The organism is Gilliamella sp. B14448G11 (assembly GCF_016101765.1).
GTDB lineage: Bacteria > Pseudomonadota > Gammaproteobacteria > Enterobacterales > Orbaceae > Gilliamella > Gilliamella apicola_N.
The window spans coordinates 26792-51147 of sequence record NZ_JACFPX010000012.1 but is presented as its reverse complement, the minus strand read 5'-3'; the positions used below and the strand labels follow the sequence as shown (position 1 = coordinate 51147).

The 24356-nt window shown below is 34.6% G+C and carries 26 protein-coding genes; 16 read left to right on the top strand and 10 right to left on the bottom strand.

The genetic code is table 11. The features are described 5' to 3' along the window. Positions 1-47: 47 nt before the first annotated feature. From glyQ to ybaK, 4 genes are all read left to right on the top strand, one after another. Positions 48-980: a glycine--tRNA ligase subunit alpha gene (gene glyQ, locus H3S88_RS09025; protein ID WP_084810878.1), complete on the top strand. Its 933-nt coding sequence runs from the start codon at positions 48-50 to the stop codon at positions 978-980. A 10-nt stretch (positions 981-990) separates the two neighbouring features. Next, entirely contained in the window at positions 991-3060 is a 2070-nt protein-coding gene (glyS, locus tag H3S88_RS09020) for a glycine--tRNA ligase subunit beta (protein ID WP_370528599.1), read from the top strand. Between the two features lie 67 nt (positions 3061-3127). Then, the gene (locus H3S88_RS09015; RefSeq protein ID WP_198228626.1) at positions 3128-3931 is read left to right on the top strand and encodes a hypothetical protein; all 804 of its coding nucleotides are present in this window, start codon (positions 3128-3130) and stop codon (positions 3929-3931) included. A gap of 97 nt (positions 3932-4028) precedes the next feature. After that, entirely contained in the window at positions 4029-4514 is a 486-nt protein-coding gene (ybaK, locus tag H3S88_RS09010; protein ID WP_198228625.1) for a Cys-tRNA(Pro) deacylase, read from the top strand. A gap of 138 nt (positions 4515-4652) precedes the next feature. Here ybaK and H3S88_RS09005 read toward each other — a convergent pair whose 3' ends face one another. From H3S88_RS09005 to H3S88_RS08990, 4 genes are all read right to left on the bottom strand, one after another. Continuing rightward, the gene (locus H3S88_RS09005) at positions 4653-4925 is read right to left on the bottom strand and encodes an HU family DNA-binding protein (protein WP_065738392.1); all 273 of its coding nucleotides are present in this window, start codon (positions 4923-4925) and stop codon (positions 4653-4655) included. A 174-nt stretch (positions 4926-5099) separates the two neighbouring features. Continuing rightward, positions 5100-5693 (bottom strand): YjaG family protein, encoded by a 594-nt coding sequence (locus H3S88_RS09000; protein WP_198228624.1) that lies wholly within the window; start codon positions 5691-5693, stop codon positions 5100-5102. Then, on the bottom strand, positions 5686-6759 hold the full coding sequence (hemE, locus tag H3S88_RS08995; RefSeq protein ID WP_198228623.1) for a uroporphyrinogen decarboxylase: 1074 nt from the start codon (positions 6757-6759) through the stop codon (positions 5686-5688). Before hemE ends, H3S88_RS09000 begins: the two co-directional genes overlap by 8 nt. Positions 6760-6847: 88 nt before the next feature. After that, on the bottom strand, positions 6848-7753 hold the full coding sequence (locus H3S88_RS08990; RefSeq protein ID WP_039128992.1) for a LysR family transcriptional regulator ArgP: 906 nt from the start codon (positions 7751-7753) through the stop codon (positions 6848-6850). 207 nt (positions 7754-7960) lie between these two features. On the opposite strand from H3S88_RS08990, the gene rpiA reads away from it, so the two are divergent. Then, positions 7961-8626: a ribose-5-phosphate isomerase RpiA gene (rpiA, locus tag H3S88_RS08985; protein ID WP_198228622.1), complete on the top strand. Its 666-nt coding sequence runs from the start codon at positions 7961-7963 to the stop codon at positions 8624-8626. 55 nt (positions 8627-8681) lie between these two features. Further along, positions 8682-9923, top strand: coding sequence for a phosphoglycerate dehydrogenase (gene serA, locus H3S88_RS08980; protein WP_198228621.1), 1242 nt, complete (start codon positions 8682-8684; stop codon positions 9921-9923). A 213-nt stretch (positions 9924-10136) separates the two neighbouring features. Here the strand turns inward: serA and H3S88_RS08975 are convergent, their stop codons facing one another. From H3S88_RS08975 to srlA, 6 genes are all read right to left on the bottom strand, one after another. Beyond that, a complete protein-coding gene (locus H3S88_RS08975) occupies positions 10137-10916 on the bottom strand; it encodes a DNA-binding transcriptional repressor (protein ID WP_039128984.1) in 780 nt (259 codons plus the stop codon). Positions 10917-11018: 102 nt separating this feature from the next. After that, positions 11019-11384, bottom strand: coding sequence for a transcriptional regulator GutM (gutM, locus tag H3S88_RS08970; protein ID WP_172398420.1), 366 nt, complete (start codon positions 11382-11384; stop codon positions 11019-11021). A gap of 73 nt (positions 11385-11457) precedes the next feature. After that, the gene (srlD, locus tag H3S88_RS08965; protein ID WP_039128979.1) at positions 11458-12237 is read right to left on the bottom strand and encodes a sorbitol-6-phosphate dehydrogenase; all 780 of its coding nucleotides are present in this window, start codon (positions 12235-12237) and stop codon (positions 11458-11460) included. Between the two features lie 12 nt (positions 12238-12249). Beyond that, positions 12250-12618, bottom strand: coding sequence for a PTS glucitol/sorbitol transporter subunit IIA (srlB, locus tag H3S88_RS08960; protein WP_039128977.1), 369 nt, complete (start codon positions 12616-12618; stop codon positions 12250-12252). A 90-nt stretch (positions 12619-12708) separates the two neighbouring features. Beyond that, on the bottom strand, positions 12709-13701 hold the full coding sequence (locus tag H3S88_RS08955) for a PTS glucitol/sorbitol transporter subunit IIB (protein ID WP_198228620.1): 993 nt from the start codon (positions 13699-13701) through the stop codon (positions 12709-12711). A 19-nt stretch (positions 13702-13720) separates the two neighbouring features. Next, on the bottom strand, positions 13721-14269 hold the full coding sequence (gene srlA / locus H3S88_RS08950; protein WP_065738381.1) for a glucitol/sorbitol-specific PTS transporter subunit IIC: 549 nt from the start codon (positions 14267-14269) through the stop codon (positions 13721-13723). A 276-nt stretch (positions 14270-14545) separates the two neighbouring features. Between srlA and H3S88_RS08945 the strand changes: the two genes are divergently transcribed. From H3S88_RS08945 to H3S88_RS08900, 10 genes are all read left to right on the top strand, one after another. Next, complete coding sequence (locus tag H3S88_RS08945; protein WP_025314541.1) at positions 14546-15106, top strand: Dps family protein; 561 nt, start codon at positions 14546-14548, stop codon at positions 15104-15106. An 82-nt stretch (positions 15107-15188) separates the two neighbouring features. Continuing rightward, complete coding sequence (locus H3S88_RS08940) at positions 15189-15740, top strand: NADPH-dependent FMN reductase (protein WP_198228619.1); 552 nt, start codon at positions 15189-15191, stop codon at positions 15738-15740. Between the two features lie 69 nt (positions 15741-15809). Continuing rightward, on the top strand, positions 15810-16496 hold the full coding sequence (gene mutH, locus H3S88_RS08935) for a DNA mismatch repair endonuclease MutH (RefSeq protein ID WP_086326704.1): 687 nt from the start codon (positions 15810-15812) through the stop codon (positions 16494-16496). 212 nt (positions 16497-16708) lie between these two features. Beyond that, entirely contained in the window at positions 16709-17128 is a 420-nt protein-coding gene (locus H3S88_RS08930) for a PTS sugar transporter subunit IIA (protein ID WP_198228618.1), read from the top strand. Further along, positions 17129-17620 (top strand): mannose/fructose/sorbose PTS transporter subunit IIB, encoded by a 492-nt coding sequence (locus H3S88_RS08925; protein ID WP_065738377.1) that lies wholly within the window; start codon positions 17129-17131, stop codon positions 17618-17620. 34 nt (positions 17621-17654) lie between these two features. Further along, complete coding sequence (locus H3S88_RS08920; protein WP_039129363.1) at positions 17655-18473, top strand: PTS mannose/fructose/sorbose transporter subunit IIC; 819 nt, start codon at positions 17655-17657, stop codon at positions 18471-18473. A gap of 18 nt (positions 18474-18491) precedes the next feature. After that, positions 18492-19322 (top strand): mannose/fructose/sorbose PTS transporter subunit IID, encoded by an 831-nt coding sequence (locus H3S88_RS08915; RefSeq protein ID WP_198228617.1) that lies wholly within the window; start codon positions 18492-18494, stop codon positions 19320-19322. Positions 19323-19483: 161 nt separating this feature from the next. Further along, positions 19484-20728, top strand: a complete 1245-nt coding sequence (locus H3S88_RS08910) for a zinc-binding dehydrogenase (protein ID WP_198228616.1) — start codon at positions 19484-19486, stop codon at positions 20726-20728. Between the two features lie 108 nt (positions 20729-20836). Continuing rightward, positions 20837-21808 (top strand): sugar-binding transcriptional regulator, encoded by a 972-nt coding sequence (locus tag H3S88_RS08905; RefSeq protein WP_065738373.1) that lies wholly within the window; start codon positions 20837-20839, stop codon positions 21806-21808. A gap of 175 nt (positions 21809-21983) precedes the next feature. Continuing rightward, on the top strand, positions 21984-23399 hold the full coding sequence (locus tag H3S88_RS08900) for a glycoside hydrolase family 28 protein (RefSeq protein ID WP_198228615.1): 1416 nt from the start codon (positions 21984-21986) through the stop codon (positions 23397-23399). Positions 23400-24356: the final 957 nt, after the last annotated feature.

The following is a 24356-nucleotide window of genomic DNA, read 5'->3' as shown; positions in this document are numbered from 1 at the left end:
CACTATTTAAATTACCAAAAAATCAATTCAACCATAAAGATAACATCATGCAAAAGTTTAATGTCAAAACCTTTCAAGGGTTAATACTAACGTTACAAGATTACTGGGCTAATCAAGGTTGTACGGTGATTCAGCCGTTAGATATGGAAGTTGGTGCAGGCACTTCGCACCCTATGACTTGCTTACGAGCACTTGGTCCTGAGCCAATTAATGCGGCTTATGTTCAACCATCGCGTCGCCCTACCGATGGTCGCTATGGTGAAAACCCAAATAGGCTACAACATTATTATCAATTTCAAGTTATCTTAAAACCTTCTCCTGACAATATTCAAGAGTTATATTTAGGTTCATTAAAAGAGTTAGGTCTTGATCCAACAATTAATGATATTCGTTTTGTTGAAGACAACTGGGAAAATCCTACTTTAGGTGCATGGGGACTAGGTTGGGAAGTTTGGTTAAATGGTATGGAAGTCACCCAATTCACTTATTTTCAACAAGTTGGCGGACTTGAGTGTAAACCTGTTACAGGTGAGATCACTTATGGTCTTGAACGACTCGCTATGTATATTCAAGGTGTGGATAGCGTATACGATTTAGTTTGGAGTGACGGTGCTTTTGGTAAAACAACTTATGGCGATGTGTTTCACCAAAATGAAGTTGAACAATCAACTTATAATTTTGAGTATGCCAATACCGAATTCTTATTTTACTGTTTTGAACAACATGAAAAAGAAGCTAAATTTTTACTTGAACTTGAAAAACCACTGCCATTACCGGCTTATGAACGTATTTTAAAAGCTGCTCACTGTTTTAATTTACTTGATGCACGTAAAGCAATTTCAGTTACTGAAAGACAACGATATATTTTACGCATTAGAACATTAACTAAAATGGTAGCAGAAGCATACTATGCATCACGCGAAGCTCTTGGCTTCCCTATGTGCCAAAATTCACGTTCTAACCCAAGCGCAGCAAAGTAGGAATTTAAAGATTATGCAAAAAACATTTTTAGTGGAAATTGGTACTGAAGAGTTACCTCCAAAATCACTCCGAACATTAGCTGAAAGTTTTGCAGCTAATTTTATAGAACAACTTGATAATGCTAAATTGGAACATGGTGAAGTGCTTTGGTATGCATCGCCTCGTCGTTTAGCATTAAAAGTTTTAAATTTAAATGACACGCAGCCAGATAGCCAAATCGTTAAACGTGGCCCAGCGGTAAGCGCAGCATTTGATGCAAATGGCAATCCAACTAAAGCCGCTGAAGGATGGGCTCGCGGATGTGGTATTAGTGTCGATCAGGCTCAGCGCATTCAAACAGATAAGGGAGAATGGCTTTGTTATACGCAAAATCAAAAAGGTCAGCCTGTCGTTAATTTATTGTGTGATATGGTAAAAAACGCATTAAGCAAATTACCTATTCCTAAACCAATGCGTTGGGCGGCTCGACAAGTTGAATTTATTCGACCTTGCCACACTGTAACAATGCTTTATGGTGAAGATTTAGTGCCTGGCACTATTTTAGACATTGAATCAAATCGAGTGATTCGAGGTCATCGCTTTATGGGTGAGCAAGAATTTACTATTGATAATGCAGATCAATACCCAGATATTTTAGAACAACGAGGTAAAGTCATTGCGGATTATGATAAACGTAAAGCTATTATCAAACAACAAGCGCAAGACGCCGCAACGAAATTAAATGGTAAAGCAGATTTAACCGATAGTTTACTTGAGGAAGTCTCTTCTTTAGTTGAATGGCCGGTTGTATTAACAGCTAAATTCGAAGAACGCTTTTTGGCTGTCCCTGCCGAATCACTGGTTTATACCATGAAAGGTGATCAAAAATATTTTCCAGTTTACGATAAGCAAGGCAAACTGCTGCCGAATTTTATTTTTGTGGCAAATATTGAATCAAAAGACCCGCAAGTGGTGATTTCAGGTAATGAAAAGGTGGTTCGCCCTCGCCTAGCCGATGCAGAATTCTTTTACCAAACTGATTTAAAACAACGTTTAGAAGATCGTTTACCTCGCCTTGAAACCGTTCTATTTCAACAACAATTAGGAACGGTTAAAGATAAAGCGTTACGGATAGAAGCATTGTCTGGTTTTATTGCCGACAAAATTGGCGCTAACGTTGAGCAAGCAAAACGTGCAGGTAAACTGACTAAATGTGACTTAGTGACAAATACCGTCTTCGAGTTCCCTGAAACGCAAGGTATAATGGGTCGCTATTTAGCACTTAAAGATGGGGAATGTATTGAAGTTGCAACGGCCATTGAGGAGCAATACAAACCTCGTTTTGCGGGTGATGAATTGCCAAGCACTTACGTATCATGCGCCGTGTCAATTGCCGAGAAAATGGATACTTTAGCGGGTATTTTCGGTATTGGTCAACACCCTAAGGGGGATAAAGACCCATTTGCATTACGTCGTGCGGCTATCGGTGTGCTACGTATTATTGTCGAAAAAGCGTTACCATTAGATTTGGCCGAATTGTCAACTTATGCAGTATCACTATATGGTGAGAAGCTAAATAACAAAAATGTTGTTGAAGATATTGTTAGCTTTATGCAAGGTCGATTCCGTGCTTGGTACCAAGAACAAGGCTTTACCATTGATACCATTCAAGCTGTATTAGCACTTAATCCGACGAAACCTGCCGATTTTGATGCAAGAGTCAAGGCAGTAACGCATTTTCGAACACTATCAGAAGCATCATCATTAGCGGAAGCCAATAAGCGTGTTTCTAATATTTTATCTAAAACCGACAGTGTTATTTCTGAACATGTTAATGCCGCCCTATTGGTAGAGGGTGCTGAAGGGGAATTAGCCAAACATGTAGCGATATTAACGGATAAATTAGCTCCTTACTTTAACGATGGACGTTATCAAGAGGCTTTAGTTGAATTAGCCGCACTTAAAACACCGATTGATGCTTTCTTTGAAAATGTAATGGTGATGGTAGATGATGAACAAGTGAAACTTAATCGTCTAGCTCTTTTGAAAAAACTACAAAATTTATTTTTAAAAGTTGCTGATATTTCACTTTTACAATAATATCCCTTTCGTTAATTATATTTAGTGGTAGCTTTCTGGTTACCACTAATAAGGTAAGAATGTAAATATGCAAACAGATCTCTCTTTTTCCATAGTTTTTACTCAGACTACTAATTTTATTCGAAATCGGTTTTGGTCAATTGCGCTAATCAGTTTATTATTAAATATAGTCGCTTCATTAATTTTAAAAAATACTGTTGATCCTACAATTATTACTCAATTACTTCAAGCAAATAGTCCAAACGCATTTCCACTTTTATTAAAAATGCTAGTGATTAAATTAGTGTTATTTATAATAATTGATGCGATTTTAATTGCTGTTATTTATAACTATTCTGTCAATGAATATCTTAATTTAAATACAGTATTATCCAGAATGCTACCCAATGTACTAAATATGATTGGTTTTGAGTTGATTTTCTTAATCATATTGCCAATAATTTTCCTATTTGCGGGATTAATATTTATGATTTTGGGATTAATTATTCCAAAGGCCCTAGTCATTTTCCTATTTGCAGTCGTCGCGATTGTGTTTGCCATATTTTTTAATGCGATTTACTACAATTTTTGTGGATTAATTGCTCAACCAACAACTAAAACTTTTTTCGAAAAATTCGCTGAATGTAACAGATCTACATTAACTCATTGGCGTTTTGCTCTTCCGATGATGTTAATATATTTTCTTGTGGCTTTAGTTATTTCGCTTTTTAATGCTGTGGACAATAATATCTTTTTATCAGTTATTTATTCAACACTATTAACGATCTTAAATATTTTTACAATTTGCTTCTTTTATCGTTTGAATATGCTATTAACAAGTAACAAATCAACGCTTGAACCACCTGAGCAAAATAACAGTTTAATTATTTAAAAATAGCCATTACGTTTAGTTACCCTATTAATTTTGTTAATAGGGTAACTAAAATTCAATCATTAACCTATTTTATTTAATTACAGTAGACATCACTATGACACCTGCGATTAAGCTTCTTAAAAAGTTAAATATCACATTTAAAATTCACCAATATGAGCATGATCCTAATGATACACACTATGGACAAGAAGCTTTAAATAAACTCGATCCAAGTTTAAACGTAGTTGCTACACAAGTGTTTAAAACATTAATAGTAAGTTTAAATGGTAACGATAAAATGTTAGCAGTTTGTGTATTACCGGTTGATAATCACTTAGATCTTAAAAAAGTGGCTAAAGCACTGAACTGCAAAAAAGTAGAGTTAGCCGATCCTAATTTAGCTCAAAAAACTACAGGTTATTTAGTCGGCGGTATTAGCCCATTAGGGCAAAAAAAGCAATTACCCACTCTTATTGATTCAAGTGCAGTTCAACTAGAAAAAATGTTTATTTCGGGAGGAAGAAGAGGATTAGAAATAGAACTCATCGCGCAAGATTTAGCAAAAGTTTTAAATGCAAAATTTGTAGAGATAAAATCTTAACCTTGCTTGTATCCGCTTTTATTTTTTAATAAATCTCTGTGTGTTAAAAATTAGATAAAAAAACATGGCCACAAGACAACGTCTTATGACCAAAAGTACATCCCATCAATATAATAAAATAGGAAGAAATAAACAAACTTATTTGATTGCTTCTTTTAAGCTTTTACCAGATACAAATGCTGGAACTTTACTTTCGGCAATTTTGATTTCTTTACCAGTTTTTGGATTACGACCAATACGAGCTTTTCTTTCATTAACTTTAAATGTACCAAAACCAACTAGTTGCACTGGCTCACCAGCTTTTAATGATTCAGTAATAGCAGCTAATGTTGCTTCTAGAGCTGTTTTTGCAGCAACTTTTGTAATATCTGCTTTGCTAGCAATAGCATCGACAAGTTCTGTTTTATTCATGGAAATATCCTTACATAATTATTTTATTGTTAAAGTTAACATTATAAGCAATGCCGAAAATCAACTTTGCTTCTGTAAACAACGTTAGATTACATTGCTATTAAATGTAGTCTATATTCCTCCAATGTTAAAGGAAAATTTGGTAAAAAATAAAAAAATGACACATTTAAAAGCTTAATTGCTCAAAAAAACACCAATATTACTTATTGCAGATTCTCGAATATCTGCTTTTAAACCTTTTATTAAGTCAATCATATCGTTATTTTCATCTCGTAAAATTCGAAAAATTTCCCATTGAAAATCAAATTCATCGATCACACTAGGTAAAGTTTGTTGTTCATCTTCACTTAGAACAATATTTGATTTTGTCATTTCAAATTCTGCAACGGTTGTTGCCGATATACTACTCACTTTTGCTGTGTGTTCGGTTACTTCACCGGTTAAATATGAGTGTAAAACCTCACTTAATGCCTGACATGCATCAATAGCAGGGTAAATAATATAAGGACTATCTTCGGTAATACTAGGAATAATCACTTCTAACTTTTCCAGCTGTAAATCAAAATTGATTTTTACATTCTCAACTAATAATGATTCCCACATCAGATCAAGTATTTTCTTATAACTTTTAGCATCTTCCTCATTTTTCTGTTGTTTTGCGTAAAAGACAAAATTTGGGTACATTCTTTCACACAAACAAAGCATGAATAAACGTTGTTGCCATAATGCTAATTTTTCGATTCTTAATTGAACTGGATTTTTAATCATGATGAAACCTTTTGGAGCGTTGATGTACAGCCTCAATTAAATATTGTACATGTTCTACTGGAGTATCTTGATGAATACCGTGCCCTAAATTAAAAATATGCCCATTATGAGTACCATATTCTTTAAGAACAGTATCAACATTAGATTCTATTGTTTGTCTATCAGCATACAAAACTGACGGATCTAAATTACCTTGCACAGCAATTTTACCTTTTTGTCGAATATCACTCAAATTAACTGTCCAATCAACACCAATTGCATCACAGCCAGTGTTAGCAATATTATCTAACCATAATCCGCCACCCTTGGTAAAAAAAGTAACAGGCACATATGAGGTGACATCCTGAGTTTTATTGCCTCGTTTTAACTTTGATAAGATTAATTGCATATAGTTTAAAGAAAACTCTTGATAACTTTGATGACTTAACACGCCACCCCAAGTATCAAATATCATTATTGATTGAGCTCCCGCTTCAATTTGTGCATTTAAATATAAAGCGACACTCGTCGCCAATTTTTCAAGTAATAGATGCAGTGCTTTGGGATGACTATAAAGCATCTTTTTTATTTTGGTAAAGGTTTTACTGCTTCCCCCTTCAATCATATAAGTAGCTAACGTCCAAGGACTGCCAGAAAAACCAATTAAAGGCACTTTGCCATTTAACTCTTTTTTAGTCAGACGTATTGCATCCATTACATAGCCAAGAGATAACTGCGGATCGGGAATCGGTAATTTTTCAATATCAGATAATTGAGATAGGGATTTAGTAAATTTGGGTCCTTCGCCTGCTTCAAAATACAATCCAAGTCCCATTGCATCGGGAATGGTTAATATATCCGAAAAAATAATAGCTGCATCAAGGTCAAACCGACGCAAAGGTTGTAATGTCACTTCACATGCCAATTCGGGTGTTTGGCACATCGTCATAAAATCACCCGCTTTGGCTCGTAACTGTCGATACTCAGGCAGATAACGACCGGCTTGCCGCATCATCCAAATAGGGGTGTAATCAACAGGTAAACACTGTAATGCGCGTAAATAACGATCATTTTTTAATTGACTCATATTATCTGCTCTGTAAGTGGTTATTGCACTTTGTAAAAAAGTTTCAGGTTAGCATTACGTTTTAGTAAAAAACATTAAATTTTACTTACTATTTCCTATCTTGTGGTTGAGATAAAGAACGTTGTGCATAACGGATTAAAGTCTCAGAAATATTTTGCATTACACTACTTTCAGGCGCAAACCGATGCCAATAAAGCATTCGTCTTTGGTATAAACCTTCAGTCAGATTGACTAATTCACCATTTTTTAACTCTTGCTCAACCTGTAACATCGGTATCATACAACAGGCAGATCCCTGCTTAGCAAGCTGAACAAAGGCCTCTGATGAACTGGTAATATGACAAATTACACTACCAGGCGTTAGATTAAAATTTTCTTGTAGAAAAGCTTGATGCATATCATCCAAATGGTCAAAAGCAACCGCAGGCGCTTTTAAAAGCGAAGATCGAGTTACCCCATTGGGAAAGTATTTTTTAGCAAACTCAGGCGATGCTACAAAAATATAATCAAGCGCCCCTAATAAATCAGATAAGCAACCAGGTAATGGATTAGGTTGAATACTGATTGCGGCAACTACTGTACCTAAACGCAGTAGTTCTAAAGTATGTTCTTCATCCCTTACTTGAATATCAAAACGAAGAATATTTTTATCCAATACGGGCTTTAAAGCTGGTAAAAGCCATGTTGCTAAAGAGTCAGCATTAATTGCAATAGATAACGACAATGGTGTTGTGTTTTGTTCATTATCACCTAACCATTGCTGTTCCAATAATTCAACTTGATGCAATAATCCTAGAAGATGCTCTCCTTGCTTGGTGGCTTTCGGCGGTATCGTTCTAACTAATAATTGTTGACCGAAAAAGCTTTCTAATTGTTTGATACGTTGCGATACGGCTGGTTGTGTGATACACAATTTATCAGCTGCACGTTCAAATCCCCGTTCTTTTATCACTGCATCTAATGCTTGTAATGCTCTATAATCTGGACGCTTCATAATCTCTTTACTAATGATTTGATCATTGCTGGGATATTAAAGCTACTTTAATATCGTAAAAAATTTTTAACCTATCGAAAATTAATATATTTATTAAAATACTAATGATTTTTGCTTTCCAATTGGGTACTATGCCATATCTTTAATAATTTTTCTTTTAAAATTTTATTTTTTTAAGAAAAAGTATCCTTAACATGGGATGATATCATGACACAAGACGAATTAAAAAAGGCGGTAGGCTGGTCAGCCTTAAAATATATTAAACCAGATTCATATGTTGGAGTAGGTACGGGCTCTACAGCATCTCATTTTATTGATGCCTTGGCGACAATCAAAGATCAGATTAAAGGCACTGTTTCAAGTTCGGAAGCTTCGACACAAAAATTGAAGAACTATGGCATTCCAGTACTAGACTGTAATGATGTTGATAGCTTAGATGTATATGTTGATGGCGCTGACGAAATCAATCAACAATTACAAATGATCAAAGGCGGGGGAGCCGCTTTAACACGTGAAAAAATAGTTTCAGCACTTGCAAAACAGTTTATCTGTATTGTGGATGAATCAAAGGTTGTCGATGTATTAGGAAAATTTCCATTACCTGTAGAGGTAATTCCGATGGCTCGTTCCTATGTTGCCCGTGAGTTAGTTAAACTTGGCGGTAAACCAATATATCGACAAGGGGTCGTGACCGATAATGGCAATGTTATTTTAGATGTGCATGATCTTCTTATTACCAATCCGGTGGAATTAGAACATCGTATTAATAATATTGCTGGTGTGGTAACTGTTGGATTATTTGCCAATAGAGGGGCAGATATCGCACTAGTTGGATGCAGCTCAGGTGTAAAAGAGTTAAATAAAACTATTTAATTTTAAAAAAATTATAGTAAATACCTATTATATTTTGATGGATAGAGAGGAAATAATGGTTGTTCAGGCGTTAACGAAAGATGAAAACAAGTTTGTATTACTTGAAGGGATCCACCCTAGTGCGGTTGAAACACTTAAATCAGCAGGTTATAACAACATTGAATATCATAAAGGTGCATTATCTAAATCTGAACTTAAAGACGTATTAAAAGATGCAAGATTTATTGGTATTCGCTCAAGGACACACTTAACGAAAGATATCATTGATGCTGCACCTAAACTTGCTGGGATTGGTTGTTTCTGTATTGGAACCAATCAAGTTGAACTTGAAGCTGCTACCGTTAAAGGAATTCCTGTTTTTAATGCACCGTTTTCTAATACTCGTTCAGTTGCAGAGCTCGTATTAGCTGAAGCGATTTTATTACTTCGTCGAGTACCAGAAGCCAATGCTAGAGCTCATCAAGGCAAATGGAACAAAATAGCCACTGGCTCTCACGAAGCACGAGGTAAAAATTTAGGCATCATTGGTTACGGTCATATTGGTAGTCAATTGAGTGTACTTGCTGAATCATTAGGTATGAATGTTTACTTTTATGATATTGAAACCAAATTGCCATTAGGAAACGCCAAACAAATTGCAACCATGAAAGAATTACTTGCTATGAGTGATATTGTTAGTATGCATGTTCCTGAAAATGCAACAACAATTAAAATGATTGGCAAATCAGAAATTGATATGATGAAATCAGGTGCAATTTTGGTTAATGCTTCCCGCGGCAGTGTGATCGATATTGATGCACTCACTCAAGCGCTAGAAGCCAATAAGCTTAGTGGCGCAGCAATTGATGTATTTCCAACTGAACCTGCTAGCAACAGTGATCCATTTGAATCGCCATTATGTAAATTTGATAATGTCATTATTACTCCTCATATTGGCGGTTCAACCAGTGAAGCTCAAGAAAATATTGGTATTGAAGTAGCAACAAAACTTGCTAAATATTCAGACACAGGGGCTACACTTTCCGCAGTTAATTTTCCTAAAGCTGCTTTGCCAATTCCAGCAAAAGGTTCAAGTCGTTTTATCAATATTCATCACAATCAACCTGGCGTATTAACAGCAATTAATACGTTATTTGCAGAACAAGGCCTGAACATATCTGCACAATATTTGCAAACCGATCCTCAAATTGGTTATGTTGTTATTGATATCGATAGAGTAGAACAAAGCAAAGCCGAAGAGTTATTAGTAAAATTAAAAAATGTAGATGGTACCATTCGAGCTAGATTATTATTTTAATTTATCTTAGCGATATGTTCCAATAATCCTTTTTCAAAGGATTTAATGAATAAAAAACGTTTGAGCGTATATCTATACTGTCGGAAATGATCTAAAACGGTTAAAGACTCAAAGCTTATTATTAAACCAATTTTAATAAGCTTTGATATTCATTATTAGGTTTGATGCATAACTTTGGGCAGAACCCTTTCTAAGATTTTGTATCTAGATTTTTTATTTGGTTAACGGCTTTACTTTTATTACTTTAATGCCCTTTTGCATTAATGCATCATAATATTTATCATCTAAATTATTGTCTGTAATGATGGTATCGACAGCACTTAAATCACACACCACATTTGGACTGCGTCTTCCAAATTTTGAAGAATCCGCTAATAAGATTAATTTCGCAGCCGCTTTACTCATTGCAACACTACCATGATAGCTTTCATTAAATGTAGTAACTCCACCAACTAAATCTACGCCATCTGCACCCATAAAGAGTTTATCAAACGTGTAGGATTCAAAAGCAGCAATGGCGGACGCATTATTGCTATGGAATGAGGCTGATTTACGGCGAAATGTTCCGCCCGTTAAGATAATAGTTTGGTCATTATCATTAGCGACCAGTTCATTTACCATATGTAAGCTATTGGTCATAATAGTTAAATTATTGAATCTAGCAAGCATAGGGATCATTTGAGCAACCGTGCTACCAGCATCAAAAATGATTGAATCACCTTCATGGATCAATTTAGAGGCTTCTTCGGCAATCGCCTTTTTTTGAGCAGTATTAATGTAAGTTTTATGATCGATGGCTCGGTCACCAATTTCGCGGTTTAGCATAGCACCACCATAAGTACGCAAAACTAAACCACTTTCATGAAGTTGTGTAAGATCTTTACGGATAGTTGTGCCAGTAGTTTTAAAGTGTTCAACCAGTTCATCAACACTAACTTGTCCATGACTTTGCAAATATTCTAAAATAGCTGTCTGTCTTTGCCTTACCTTCATGCTTGGATCCCATCACTATAACTAGCGTATAAAAATTTTTATTTTATATAATTATTATACTTTATAATGAAAGAAAATACTTTTCAAAATAAAAGTTAATTTTCATTTATTGGCAGTCAAAGCGACAGTTAATGCACTTTGTGAAGATGGCTCATTAGGAAATATCTTTTCAGGTATGATATCTAAAACCGACAATCCATGTAATTGTGAGATAGGTTTGGGTATAGCAAAAACCGTAATCCCTTTCATAATAACAGAATCAATGACTACCTGATTTTCATCTAACGAAATCGCAATTAATACTCTGGGTTTAAAACGTTTATTTTTACTACGACCAACTCCCAAGTACATACCTTTTTTCAAGGATAAAAAAGCATGATTAAAACGGCGTATTTGAAACCAACTAAAAATAATTTGGATACACCACGCAATCAATGCCATGACAATTAGCGTATTGGTCATATTCATGATTAATCCTTTTTATATAAATTGAATAATAAAGTGCGATAAGTTTTAAATTAACTTACGCACTTTATTCTCATTAAAACATCACTTGACCACCCGTTATATTAATTGATTGTCCTGTACAATAAGAAGCTTTGTCACTTGCATAAAATAATAAGACATTAAGTACATCTTGATAATCACAACCACGTTTAAGGGGTACTTTATCAATATAAACTTGCTCAACTTGATCTTCTGCAATACCTAACTTTTTAGCATACTGAGGTATTAATGATTGGAACATTGGCGATTTTAATAAATTACCTAACATTAATGAGTTGACTGTAATTCCATAATCAGCAAGATCCAGCGCCAATGATTGAGTTAACCCAACACCGCCAAATTTAGCCGCACTGTATCCAGAGTTATGTTTACTGCCGACTTTACCTGATTTAGAGTTAATTTGAATAATTCGACCCGGGATTTTATGATTTACCATTAATTTAGCAAATTCACGTGCACATAAGAAATAACCAGTAAGGTTTACATTCACTGATAGTTGAAAATCGCTTAATACGAAATTAGTAATTGGCGCAGCTTTAGCAACGCCGGCGCTGTACACCATTAAATCCGCACGTTTAAAAGTATCATTAACATCATTTGCCAACTGAATAACACTTTCTTCGTTTGTTGCATCAACCCCAAAACCTTTAGCAGTACCTGCACCATGCTTTTGGTTTATCTCGTCTGCAACTTTATTGGCGTTTGCGATATTTAAATCAGCAACGGCAACCTTGTATCCAGCATCAGCAATACCCTTACATAAAAATTCACCTAAAGTTTGACCACCACCTACAATAACTGCTACTTGTTTCATCTTTTATTTTCCTTAATTATTTAAAATTTTAATTTCATCACCTACAAAAAGTTTTTCAGGGATTTCACCCTTTACATGCACCGTTCCGGGTAATTCAGCTTGACGATTACCATCAAACCTTATTGTGATATGTCCTAATTGTTGAAAATTAACATTTGCTACATCACCTACCGCTGTAATGTTATAAATATGATGACCTAAATGAATCACTTGTCCGACTTGTAAATCCTGCTTTAAAACATCATGACTATGAATAAAGCAGTAATCGGCTAAATCGGCTGGCGCACCGGTTTTAAATAGAATTAGCATGCCATCAGCTAATGCTTCTGACGCAAATTCACCAATTTGATTAATGTTTGATTGATAGATAACATTTGACATTCTTAACCTTCTTATTTTCTGTACTAAACACTCATTTTTATTGCGATTGTTAGCTTAAAACGGGATGCGCAATCCCATTTTTTAATCGGTTTATTGATAGATAAATAATGAAACGCCCCAAGCAATTAATACGGTTGGTGCTCCCGTTAAAAAGCGACTAACAAGTACCGAAGGTACGCCAACTCTAACGGTATCTTGCTTAGCTTCTGCTAGTGACAAACCAACCGGTATAAAGTCACATGCTGCTTGCGCATTAATGGCAAATAATGCTGGTAAAGCGAGATGAGGTGGAATATTACCCAGCCCTATTTGCACCCCAACTAAGGTTCCAATAACTTGTGCAATAACCGCGCCCGGTCCTAAGAACGGTGAAAGCAAAGGGAAAGAACAGATTAGCGCCAATATAACTAGACCAAGTGGATTATTAGCTAATGGCACAAGACCATGTGCAATAAAGTCGCCTAACCCAGATGCGATGATAATTCCGATTAATGCCGATACAAACGCCATAAAGGGAAGAATGGTTTTAAGTACGGTATCGATAGTGTCACGACCCGCTTGGAAGAAAACGGCAACACCCGATCCCATTCCGATACCGATTTTTGCTAGTAAACCATCACTTTGTTCAGTAATTTTTTTACTGCTATCATAATCTTTAAATTCAGATACAGTTTTGCTCGCTTGCGATGCAGCTTGGTTAACGGCATCCCCCTCTTTTTCAATTAATGTGATATTGTTTGGTTTTACGGCTGAAACATAGATGTCTTCAACAATATATTGAGCAAGAGGCCCGGATTTGCCCGTTGCATGAATATTAATCGTTGGTATACGATTTTTTGGATAAATACCGCAACGTAATGTGCCACCGCAATCAATAACCGCTACGCCAATTTCTTCTTTAGGTGGTTCGCCTTCTTTAAAACCATCAATTGCTTGCCAGCCTGTTAATTGAGTGAGTGTGTCAACGATTGCTGGTCGCGTACCGGCTGCAATATAGACGATTTTTTTTCCTGCAATGATAGGAAGTTCTAAAGGTCCGCCCCAACCCGATTCACCTTTTTCTATACGAATAAATTTAGCCATTTTGTGTACCTTACCATTGTTATAAATGCACTTTTCTATCTAATTTAATGCCCATTTTTTTTTCAAAAATGGCAGTACAAAAGTCTGTGATCCAACCTCTAAAGAAATTGGTGCCTAAACCGACAAGGAAATAGCTAACCGCTAAAGGACCTAACGGTAAATTTAAAGTGGTTAAGCCAGCTGCGACCCCTAAATAAACAAAAAGTTCACCAGGGTTAACATGAGGAAATAAACCATTCATTGAATGGCAGCTATAAGATGAAGCAGCGTAATAACTTGGTTTATAAAACTCTGGCATAAAGCGACCTAAACTTAATGTCATTGGATTACAAAACACAAAAGTACCAATTAACGGTAAAATTAAATAACGAGAAACAGGATTACCAGCACAAGCTTGAGCTAAACGTTCGATACGTTCTTGGCCGATAAATTTAATAAGTGCGTTCATCACAACCAGTAATGAAATTAATAATGGTAAAATCGACGTTACCATCCCCACAAAAACTTTGCCTCCTTCTTGGAATAAACCAATAAACCATTCGGCACCAAATGAAATAGCATCAATCATAATGTCTCCTATTGAGTTAAATTTCGATTAAATACTATCAACTTCAAAAACAAATAACTTTTAACTCGATCACATTTTGAAATATTTTCTTTTATTGTGAAAGAAATTTATTAGAAAATAATTAAAAAAAGGAAAGTGTATGAAATGAGTGTTATCCATAGATTGCTAAAATAGCAGTGATAGCCAACAATAGCTCATTTTGATTGGACTTTGATTGCCAGTTAGCGTAATTTGTAAATACACACTTATTTTGTTTTTCAACTTAAGGAGAATATCATGGCTAAAAGTATTACCTCTTCTAAATCTAAAAAAGCAGCTAGCGCAAAGAAACTACAGCAAGCAGCAATTTTGTTCCCTACTGATTTAGGTCAAAAAGCATCAAAAGATATTTCCGGCGCAATGAACTCTGTATTAGCAGATGTATTTGCTTTATATTTAAAAACTAAAAACTTTCATTGGCATGTAAGTGGCCCTCATTTTCGTGATTATCACTTAATGTTAGATGATCATGGTGACGAATTATTCGCAATGACCGATCCAATTGCTGAACGTGTGCGTAAATTAGGTGGCACAACATTGCGCTCTATTGGTCACATTTCAAAATTACAAAGTATTTCTGATAATGATGCGGATTTTGTTGAGCCGTCAGATATGATTGCTGAACTCTGCCAAGATAATATTAAACTTACCACTCGTATGCGGGTTGCACATGATATTTGTGATAAATATAACGATTCGGCAACAGCAAGTTTAATTGAAGAGTGGATAGATCAAACAGAAAAACGTGCTTGGTTTTTGTTTGAAACCAGTCGTAAATTGGATTCTTCAGGTCACTAAAAATTTAGTAATGTTGAATCATTATCCCTAATAAGAGACACATTATTGTGTCTCTTTATCTTTCTGTTAAGGGGAATTACAAATGAGTAAAAAAATAGCTGTACTTGTTGGTAGTTTACGTAAAGATTCTTTCAATTTAAAAGTAGCGAAGGTATTTAAGCAAATTGCACCACAATCACTATCACTCGATATTATCGAGATCGGCGATTTACCTTTTTATAATGAAGATATTGATACAGACACCCCACCCCAATCCTACGTTCGTTTTCGTCAAGAAATTGCTAATTGTAATGGTGTAATTTTTGTTACCCCAGAATATAACCGAGGTTTACCAGCCGTAATTAAAAATGCTTTGGATGTGGGCTCTCGTCCTTATGGTAAAAGTGTTTGGTCCAAAAAACCTGCGGCGGTAATTTCTGTATCACAAGGCGCTATAGGCGGTTTTGGTGCTAATCATCAATTACGACAATCATTCGTTTTTCTTGATATGCCAACCTTACAGCAACCTGAAGCCTATATAGGAAATATTAATAACGCTTTTGATGAAAATAATGGGAATATGAACGAGAAAACCAAAGAATTTCTTTCTGCTATTATCAACAGTTATGCACATTGGGTTGAAAAGTTAAGTTAATTATGTTTTATTGAGTACCCACAGTTCTAATTAACTGTGGGTTTATTTTGCAATTGATAAAGTTTTGACATGACAACAATTTATTTTCCAACCAATGAACAACAATTATTAAACCGTGCCCAATTAGTTGCGGGTTATACGTTTGGTGAAATAGCCCATTATCTCAATATGCCGGTACCGAATAATCTTAATAAGCAAAAAGGCTGGGCGGGTAATCTTATTGAGACCTTTTTAGGTGCGAATGCTGGAAGTAAAGCGGAACGCGATTTTGCTAATTTAGGCATTGAACTAAAAACAATTCCAATCAACAAACAAGGTAAACCATTAGAAACGACCTTTGTTAGTGTTACGCCATTAATGGCGAATCATGGTGTGATTTGGGAAACGAGTCATGTCAAATATAAACTCAGTAAAGTACTTTGGATCCCAATTGAAGGAGAAAGAACCATTCCTCTTGCAGATAGAAAAGTGGGGCATCCTATTTTATGGACACCAACGCACGAACAAGAGCAACAGCTTAAGCAAGATTGGCAAGAATTGATGGATATGATAGCACTGGGTCAAGTGGAAAAGATTACCGCTCGCTATGGTACTTATCTACAAATCAGACCTAAAGCAGCAAATGGAAAAGCATTAACTGAAGCGATTGGTGAAAATGGACAAATTATCCTAACACGTCCAAGAGGATTCTATCTTAAAAAATCTTTTACTTTACAGATTCTACAAAACGCAACACCTTCTTTTATTAAAGAATAATCATAATTCAATTTTCCCCCTCAAATTTATAAAGTTTAACCTTACAAATTACTACTTTTTTATATCACCATAAAAGAAATTTCTTTTATTTTGCAAGAAAATCAAATCTAAATCACATTTCTTCACATTTGTGATTTACTTTGATTATTTGTGAATATAAATTCACCTAAACATTTGTGAAGCAACAAGAGAATTTGTGAAAGAGGTGTGATATGAACTTTATATTAGCTGGCCATGGAAACATTGCTATTGAAATGAAAAAGAGTATTGAAATGATAGCTGGAGAATATGCAAACCTACATGCTATTACTTTTCAATTAGGTGAAGGTATTGAGAGTTTAAAAGATAAATACCTAAAAATTATTAGTCAATCAACTGAGCAACCATTCATTATTATTACTGATATCTTTTCCGGTAGCCCCTATAACGCAGCGGCAATGTTGGCAATGCAAAATGACAATATTGAAGTCATCAGTGGCCTATCCTTACCACTTTGTTTAGCGTTATTACATATTGATTACGCCTCAATCCGCTTAGAAGAAACTTTTGAACAACTTAACGACATGAAAGCAGATTTCATCAAATCTTTCAGTCAATTATCCAAAAACATCGCTAAACATGAGGAATTTTAAATGATTATAAATTTAGTCCGTATTGATGACCGTTTAATACATGGTCAAGTCACGACTGTTTGGACCAAAGAGGCCAAAGCAGAAAGAATAATTGTTGTTAGTGATGAAGTGGCTAATGACGAAATTCGTTCCACTTTAGTTAAACAAGCAGCGCCTCCTGGAATTAAAGTTTCTGTAGTGAGTATTGCTAAAGCGGCGGCTGTTTATAAAAACCCTAAATATGAAAATGATACGGTGTTTTATCTTTTTACCAACCCAACAGATGTCATGCGACTGATTGAAGAAGGTGTACCAATTAAAAGTATCAATATTGGCGGTATGTCTTTCAAAACAGGCAAAAAGCAGATTACTAAAGCTGTTTCACTCGATGAAAACGATGTATCAGCATTTAGAAAAATGCATCAGATGGGGGTTGATCTGTGCTTAAAAGTGGTGATTACCGATCCTACCGTCGATTTTATCAAATTGCTTGACCAAGAATTTCCATATTAACAACCATCATTAGTAATAAATAAGGAGGTAGAAAATGGAAATTTCATTATTTCAAATTGTATTAATTTTTATTTTTTCTTGTATCGCAGGAATGGGAAGTGTACTTGATGAGTTTCAAACCCATCGGCCATTAATTGCTTGTACCGTGATAGGTTTAATCTTAGGCGATATAAAAACAGGTATTATTTTGGGCGGTACGCTTGAATTGATAGCATTAGGTTGGATGAATATAGGTGCCGCTCAGTCACCCGATTCAGCACTCGCTAGTGTTATATCAGCAATTTTAGTTGTCGTTGGTAAACAAGATATTCAAACCGGAATTGCAATCGCCCTACCCGTTGCTGCCGCTGGACAAGTTTTAACGGTATTTGCAAGAACCATCACGGTTGCCTTTCAACATGAAGCGGATAACGCCGCTGAAAAAGTTCAATTCAAAAAAATAGAGCTTTTGCATTTTAGTGCGCTGTTTGTACAAGCATTGCGAGTAGCAATACCTGCAACTTTAGTTGCCATTTATGTTGATGCAAACACTGTCAAGAGCTTATTAAATCTATTACCAGATATTGTGACGGGAGGTCTTGCTGTAGCCGGTGGTTTTATTGTTGTGGTTGGCTATGCCATGGTTTTGAACATGATGATGGTTAAATATCTGGCCCCTTTCTTCTATTTAGGGTTTGTTCTTGGTGGGTATTTGAATTTTAGTTTACTGTCATTTGGCATTTTAGGCGTCATTTTTGCCATTATTTATGTTCAATTAAATTCTAAATTTAATACGACTAAAAATCATGAAACAAACATTAATGTCGTGACCAATAACCATTCAATCATTGCTGATGATGAATTAGATGATTAATAAGTAAAGGGTTTTATTATGAAAGAAGTATTAAATACTATACAAAAGAAAGATATTGTCAGTACATTTATTCGATCTAATTTTCAACAAGCATCTTTCAATTATGAACGAATTCATGCCTTAGCTTTTTGTGTCGATATGATTCCGACAATTAAACGGGTATACAAAACAAAAGAAGAACAACGAGAAGCATTAAAAAGACATCTAACCTTTTTCAATACAACACCTGCAATGTGTGGGCCTGTTTTGGGCGTCACCATGGCAATGGAAGAGGCCAGAGCAAATGGCGCGGATATTTCTGATGGCACGATTAATAGTTTAAAAGTTGGTCTTATGGGACCTTTAGCGGGAGTGGGTGATCCATTAGTTTGGGGCACATTACGTCCAATTACCGCAGCTCTTGGTGCATCATTAGCGCTTACTGGAAATATCGCTGGTCCATTACTATTTTTTATCCTCTTTAACTTAATTCGAATTGCGATGAAATGGTATGGCTTAACTTATGGGTTATCGAAAGGAATCGGAATCGTTAAAGATCTATCCGGTAATATTCTTCCAAAATTAACTGAAGGTGCGTCTATTTTAGGGTTATTCATAATGGGCGTATTGGTCACCAAATGGACCTCGATTAATGTCCCACTTATTGTGTCACAAACTACGGGCATGAATGGTGAAGAGGTCACTATGACAGTACAAGGCATCCTTAACGATCTGGTGCCAGGATTACTCCCTTTAGCATTAACACTGTTAATGATGAAATTATTAAGAAAAAAAGTTAGTCCAATAACTTTAATCTTTGCATTATTTGCGGTAGGCATTATTGGCTATGGTTTAGGTATTCTTGGTTAAAACGATAGATTCAAAACAAAAACTTCACCGCCCAAAATTAATTAACAGGTTCAAAGTCATTACAAAGTGATCGGATAACACTAATTTTTAACCAGTAATACAGTTACTTTGAACCTTTTTTACTGAGCAAATTTAATCAATTTTAAAAATAAGAGGAATATATGAAAACTCATGCAGTTAGACTATATGGAAAAAATGATTTGCGATTGGAGTCATTTGAACTTCCCAAAATTACTGATGATGAAATTCTAGTGACAGTCATTGTTGATAGTATGTGTATGTCTTCATTAAAACTAGTCAATCAAGGTGAAAATCATAAAAAGACACCACCTGATTTAAAAAATAATCCAATCATTATTGGCCATGAATGTTGTGGTGAAATTATACAGGTTGGAAAAAATTGGCAACATAAATTTAAGCCCGGACAAAAATATGTTGTTCAAGCCAATTTGCAACTGACGGATAGTCCATATTGCGTAGGATACTCCTATCCTTATACTGGTGGTTGTGCAACGTACATGATAATCAACCATGATGTATTAAAACAAGACTGTTTGATTCCTTATGATGGACAAACTTATTTCGAAGGTGCATTAATTGAACCTTTATCATGTATTATCGGCGCGTTTAATGCTAATTTTCACTTAAAACCCAATAGTTATGAACATATTATGGGTATAAAACCTAATGGTAATTTGATTATTTTAGGTGGTACCGGTCCGATGGGAATGCTGGCAATAGATTATGCATTAGGTGGTCCTATTGCACCTAAAAAGATAGTCGTAACCGGTCGCAGTAAAGAAAAAATAGAACACTTAAAAACCCTTTACCAATCCCGCAATGGTATTGAATTAGAATTTGTGGATATCTCAAAGACCGATGATCAAGTTACCCTATTAAAAAATAAATCAACAACAGGCAGTTTCGATGATGTTTTTGTTTTCTTACCTTCGCAAGAGTTGATTCAACTTGCCTCTCAATTATTGGCAATTGACGGTTGCCTTAACTTTTTTGCCGGTCCACAAGACAAAAACTTTTCTGCTGAAATTAATTTCTACGATGTTCATTATAACTTTACCCATATCGTTGGCACTTCAGGCGGTAATACTAATGACATGCGCGAAGCGGTTAAACTTATTGAATCGGGAGCAGTCGATGTGGCAAAAATCGTATCGCATATTATGGGTATTGATCATGCGAGTAACATCACTCAAATTCAAGACCAGATTAAAGGAGGAAAAAAATTGGTTTATACTCATAAAAAGTTTGATCTTAAAAATTTGGAATCATTAAATGAAGATGCGGATGATATTGCTTTACATAAAATATTGTCTAAAAATCATGGCATTTGGTCAAAAGAGGCCGAAGATTATGTTTTAAACTATTTTCCTGATGTCGATTCTTGATTTTTTGGTATACTCTATTCACTTCAAGTTGTCATACAAAAATGACTTCTTGATGTGAATAAAAACACGGAGTTTTTTAATAACTAAAAATAATAAGATAACGCTACTATGATTAATCAAAATTTTCGCAACGACGAGTTTGAACAACACAAGATGTTAATTAAGATTGCTCAGTTGTATTATGAAGAAAATAAAACACAATCAGAAATAGCAAAAATTGTGAATATACATCGTTCAAGCATTAGTCGCATGTTAAAAACAATACGCGAGCTCGGTATTGTTTCGATTTCGATTAATTATAATTTGTTACCCGATATCGCGTTAGAAGAAAAAATTCGTAAGAAATATCATTTAAAACAAGTTATTGTCGTACCAGTCAATCTTGATATAGACAATGAAAGTAAAAATCAGATTGTTTGTAATGTCGCTTCAAATGTTCTACTCAAAAATATTACCGAGAATGATGTAATTGGTGTGTCTTGGGGTCGATCGATCAATTATATAGTTAATAGCTTAAAAAATGATAATGCTACATTCGAAAACGTTACCATCGTACCAATGATTGGTGGCCCATCTGGCAAGATCGAAACAAAATACCATGTAAATAATATAGCTTATAAACTTTCGGATAAACTTAAAAGTAACGCGATATTAATTGACTACCCTGCCATCGTCGATACCGCTAATTTGAAAACTGAAATCGAAAAAACTCAGCATATGAAAGAACTTAATAATTGGTGGAATAAAATTACCGTTGCTTTATTTAGTATAGGCTGTCCTGCAATATCCAAAAACTCCATTTGGTATGGTTTTTATGGTGAACTTTTTCAAAAAATTACCAACAAAAAAATTGTCGGAGATATTTTGTCGCGATTTTACGATAAGAACGGTAAGGAATTACAAACCCCTTTTCATGATCAAATCATCGGTGTTACCTTAGAAAATCTCAAAAAAATTCCTTTAAAAATATGTGCGAGTGGTGATGCGGAAAAACTCAATAGTTTGATTGCGGCATTAAATGCAAATTATATTGATATATTAGTCATTAGCGATGAAATGGCCAATCAATTAGCTAATTAAGCCATTAGATAAACAAATAGATAATTAATACATACCAAAAATAAAACTTCATTTCAATTTTTATAAACTATTTTTCTGTTTTGTGATTCTATTAACAGATTCTTTTACAGTTAACCTAGATAATCATTTGTATATTCACTATTTTGTTTTTTTTACTTTTGATTAAGGAAAAATTATGTATCGGTTAACTATAAAAAATGGATTATCTATTGGTCTATTCTCCCTCACAGCTAGCTTTGGTGTTTTTGCATCGCCTTCATTTTCCCCGGTTACTTTAGAAAAATTAAATATTCCTAATAAACAATGTAATGTTAGAGACTATGGTGCTGAAGCAACAGGTATTTGGTATGACACAAAAGCATTTCAAGCGGCTATCGATGATTGTGTTCAAAAAGGCGGGGGTAAAGTTATTGTCCCTGAGGGTTATTATTTATCAGAACCCCTTTTTTTAAAAAGTAACATTGAATTTCATTTAGAAAAAGGTGCTGTTTTACAAGCTTCTGCTGAAGAAAGTGCTTATCATCCCACAGAAAAACAACAAAAATGGTCAAGCTCGGCTAAATCATTGCCATTGGCTGAACAATGGATTGGCTTTATTAATATTGCAGAAGAAAAGAATATTGCTATCACTGGTGAAGGTATTATTGATGGACAGGGTTCAACACTTTTAGAAAAATATCGCGCAGAGACTCGTAAGGCAGGAAAAAAAGGACCAACAAATCGACCACGTTTACTTTTATTTAAAGACGCGAATAATATCTTAATTGAAGGCGTCACTATACAGAATTCACCAAGTTTTCATATCGTTTTTAAAAATGTGGAAGATATTACGATTAACAAAACAACCATATCCGCTCCTGCTTGGTGGCAAAATACTGATGCAATTGATCCAATGAATAGTAGAAGAGTCAGCATTACCAAAAATAATATTAGTGTTGGCGATGATCACGTTGCAATCAAAGCGACCGTAAACAACCTTAGCCATGATTTTTATATTGCTGATAATAACTTTATGCTTGGGCGTGGGTTATCTATTGGCTCAGAAACAAATGGTGGCGTGAGTAATCTGCTTGCTGAAAATAATACTTTCACCGATGCAATGTATGGCATTCGAATAAAATCTCCTCGAGGTAAAGGTGGAGAAGTCAAAGATATTCAATATAACAACAACACAATGATAAATGTAAAAACACCAATTGTACTGTCAGCTTATTATAAAGGAGGACCAACAACTAAAGATGCGAGAATTAAAGCATTGCAAGAAGGCGAATTTGCAGGTGGATTTATGCTAGGCGACCAAATCTATCCTGCTGATAATGAACAACCGAAAGAGTATAAAGAAAACGAAACACCTTACTTTAATAACATAAGCTTTAATAATCTTACAGTTAAAGGTAAAACCAATTATGCAGGTTTTATCATTGGAACCCCTGAAAAACCATTTGATAATATCAAATTTTCTAACATTAATATTGAATCTGAACTTGGTTTTAAAATTCGTAATGCCTCCGTAGAGTTCAGTAAAACGACAATTAAGGTAGAAAAAGGATCTGATATTATTAAAGAAAAAGGCAGTAAAATAACTAAGTAATAATAATTTAATGTATTAGTTTAGATTGAACTGGATAAAAAGCTAACAACAGAGGGCGTTATCTGTTTTGATATAAAATATCAAATCGACAATCAAAACAGATAACGCTCATTTCTCATATTCAAAACTTAATGAAACGGCATAGACTCCTGAATTATTTTTACAGATAAACATTAATAAACTCAATTAAGAGTTATCTAAAAAAGACAATCAATAAAATAATTGCTGGCAACTGTGGGGATAATGTCACTGACTGAAATAACTTTAATTTAAAAAGTATGGTGATGGCATCTTTATCAACTTCTTTTTATCTTAAAATCCTTTTCTTATATTCAAAACTCAATGAAACGGTATAGACTCCTGAATTATTTTTACAGATAAACATGAATAAACTCAAGTAAGAGTTATCTAAAAAAGACAATCAATAAAATAGTTGCTGGCAACTGTGGGGATAATGTCACTGCCTGAAATAGCTTTGATTCAAAAAGTATAGTGATGACATCTTTATCAACTTCTTTTTATCTTAAAATCCTTTTCTTATATTCAAAACTTAATGAAATGGTATAGACTCCTGAATTATTTTTACAGATAAACATGAATAAACTCAAGTAAGTGTTATCTAAAAAACAATCAATTGGGATATTTGCTGACAACTGTGGGGATAATGTCACTGCCAGAAATAACTTTGAATTAAAAAGTATAGTGATGACATCTTTATCAACTTCTTTTTATCTTATAATCCTTTTCTTATATTCAAAACTTAATGAAACGGTATAGATTCCTGAATTATTTTTACAGATTAACATTAATAAACTCAAGTAAGTGTTATCTAAAAAACAATCAATTGGGATATTTGTGACAACAATGAAGAATAATGTCACTGCCTAAAATAACTTTGATTTAAAAAGTATAGTGATGACATCTTTATCAACTTTTTTATCTTATAATCCTTTTCTC

Bases quoted from the DNA above. Each gene is read 5' to 3' on its own strand.
- H3S88_RS08900 (WP_198228615.1), top strand. From the start codon at position 21,984: ATGTATCGGTTAACTATAAAAAATGGATTATCTATTGGTCTATTCTCC.
- H3S88_RS08905 (WP_065738373.1), top strand. From the start codon at position 20,837: ATGATTAATCAAAATTTTCGCAACGACGAGTTTGAACAACACAAGATG.
- H3S88_RS08925 (WP_065738377.1), top strand. From the start codon at position 17,129: ATGATTATAAATTTAGTCCGTATTGATGACCGTTTAATACATGGTCAA.
- H3S88_RS08930 (WP_198228618.1), top strand. From the start codon at position 16,709: ATGAACTTTATATTAGCTGGCCATGGAAACATTGCTATTGAAATGAAA.
- H3S88_RS09005 (WP_065738392.1), bottom strand. From the start codon at position 4,925: ATGAATAAAACAGAACTTGTCGATGCTATTGCTAGCAAAGCAGATATT.
- ybaK (WP_198228625.1), top strand. From the start codon at position 4,029: ATGACACCTGCGATTAAGCTTCTTAAAAAGTTAAATATCACATTTAAA.
- mutH (WP_086326704.1), top strand. From the start codon at position 15,810: ATGACAACAATTTATTTTCCAACCAATGAACAACAATTATTAAACCGT.
- H3S88_RS08975 (WP_039128984.1), bottom strand. From the start codon at position 10,916: ATGAAGGTAAGGCAAAGACAGACAGCTATTTTAGAATATTTGCAAAGT.
- H3S88_RS08920 (WP_039129363.1), top strand. From the start codon at position 17,655: ATGGAAATTTCATTATTTCAAATTGTATTAATTTTTATTTTTTCTTGT.
- serA (WP_198228621.1), top strand. From the start codon at position 8,682: ATGGTTGTTCAGGCGTTAACGAAAGATGAAAACAAGTTTGTATTACTT.
- H3S88_RS08990 (WP_039128992.1), bottom strand. From the start codon at position 7,753: ATGAAGCGTCCAGATTATAGAGCATTACAAGCATTAGATGCAGTGATA.
- H3S88_RS08940 (WP_198228619.1), top strand. From the start codon at position 15,189: ATGAGTAAAAAAATAGCTGTACTTGTTGGTAGTTTACGTAAAGATTCT.
- H3S88_RS08945 (WP_025314541.1), top strand. From the start codon at position 14,546: ATGGCTAAAAGTATTACCTCTTCTAAATCTAAAAAAGCAGCTAGCGCA.
- glyQ (WP_084810878.1), top strand. From the start codon at position 48: ATGCAAAAGTTTAATGTCAAAACCTTTCAAGGGTTAATACTAACGTTA.
- srlA (WP_065738381.1), bottom strand. From the start codon at position 14,269: ATGATTGATGCTATTTCATTTGGTGCCGAATGGTTTATTGGTTTATTC.
- H3S88_RS08915 (WP_198228617.1), top strand. From the start codon at position 18,492: ATGAAAGAAGTATTAAATACTATACAAAAGAAAGATATTGTCAGTACA.
- rpiA (WP_198228622.1), top strand. From the start codon at position 7,961: ATGACACAAGACGAATTAAAAAAGGCGGTAGGCTGGTCAGCCTTAAAA.
- H3S88_RS08910 (WP_198228616.1), top strand. From the start codon at position 19,484: ATGAAAACTCATGCAGTTAGACTATATGGAAAAAATGATTTGCGATTG.
- H3S88_RS09015 (WP_198228626.1), top strand. From the start codon at position 3,128: ATGCAAACAGATCTCTCTTTTTCCATAGTTTTTACTCAGACTACTAAT.
- srlB (WP_039128977.1), bottom strand. From the start codon at position 12,618: ATGTCAAATGTTATCTATCAATCAAACATTAATCAAATTGGTGAATTT.
- H3S88_RS09000 (WP_198228624.1), bottom strand. From the start codon at position 5,693: ATGATTAAAAATCCAGTTCAATTAAGAATCGAAAAATTAGCATTATGG.
- gutM (WP_172398420.1), bottom strand. From the start codon at position 11,384: ATGAATATGACCAATACGCTAATTGTCATGGCATTGATTGCGTGGTGT.
- H3S88_RS08955 (WP_198228620.1), bottom strand. From the start codon at position 13,701: ATGGCTAAATTTATTCGTATAGAAAAAGGTGAATCGGGTTGGGGCGGA.
- srlD (WP_039128979.1), bottom strand. From the start codon at position 12,237: ATGAAACAAGTAGCAGTTATTGTAGGTGGTGGTCAAACTTTAGGTGAA.
- hemE (WP_198228623.1), bottom strand. From the start codon at position 6,759: ATGAGTCAATTAAAAAATGATCGTTATTTACGCGCATTACAGTGTTTA.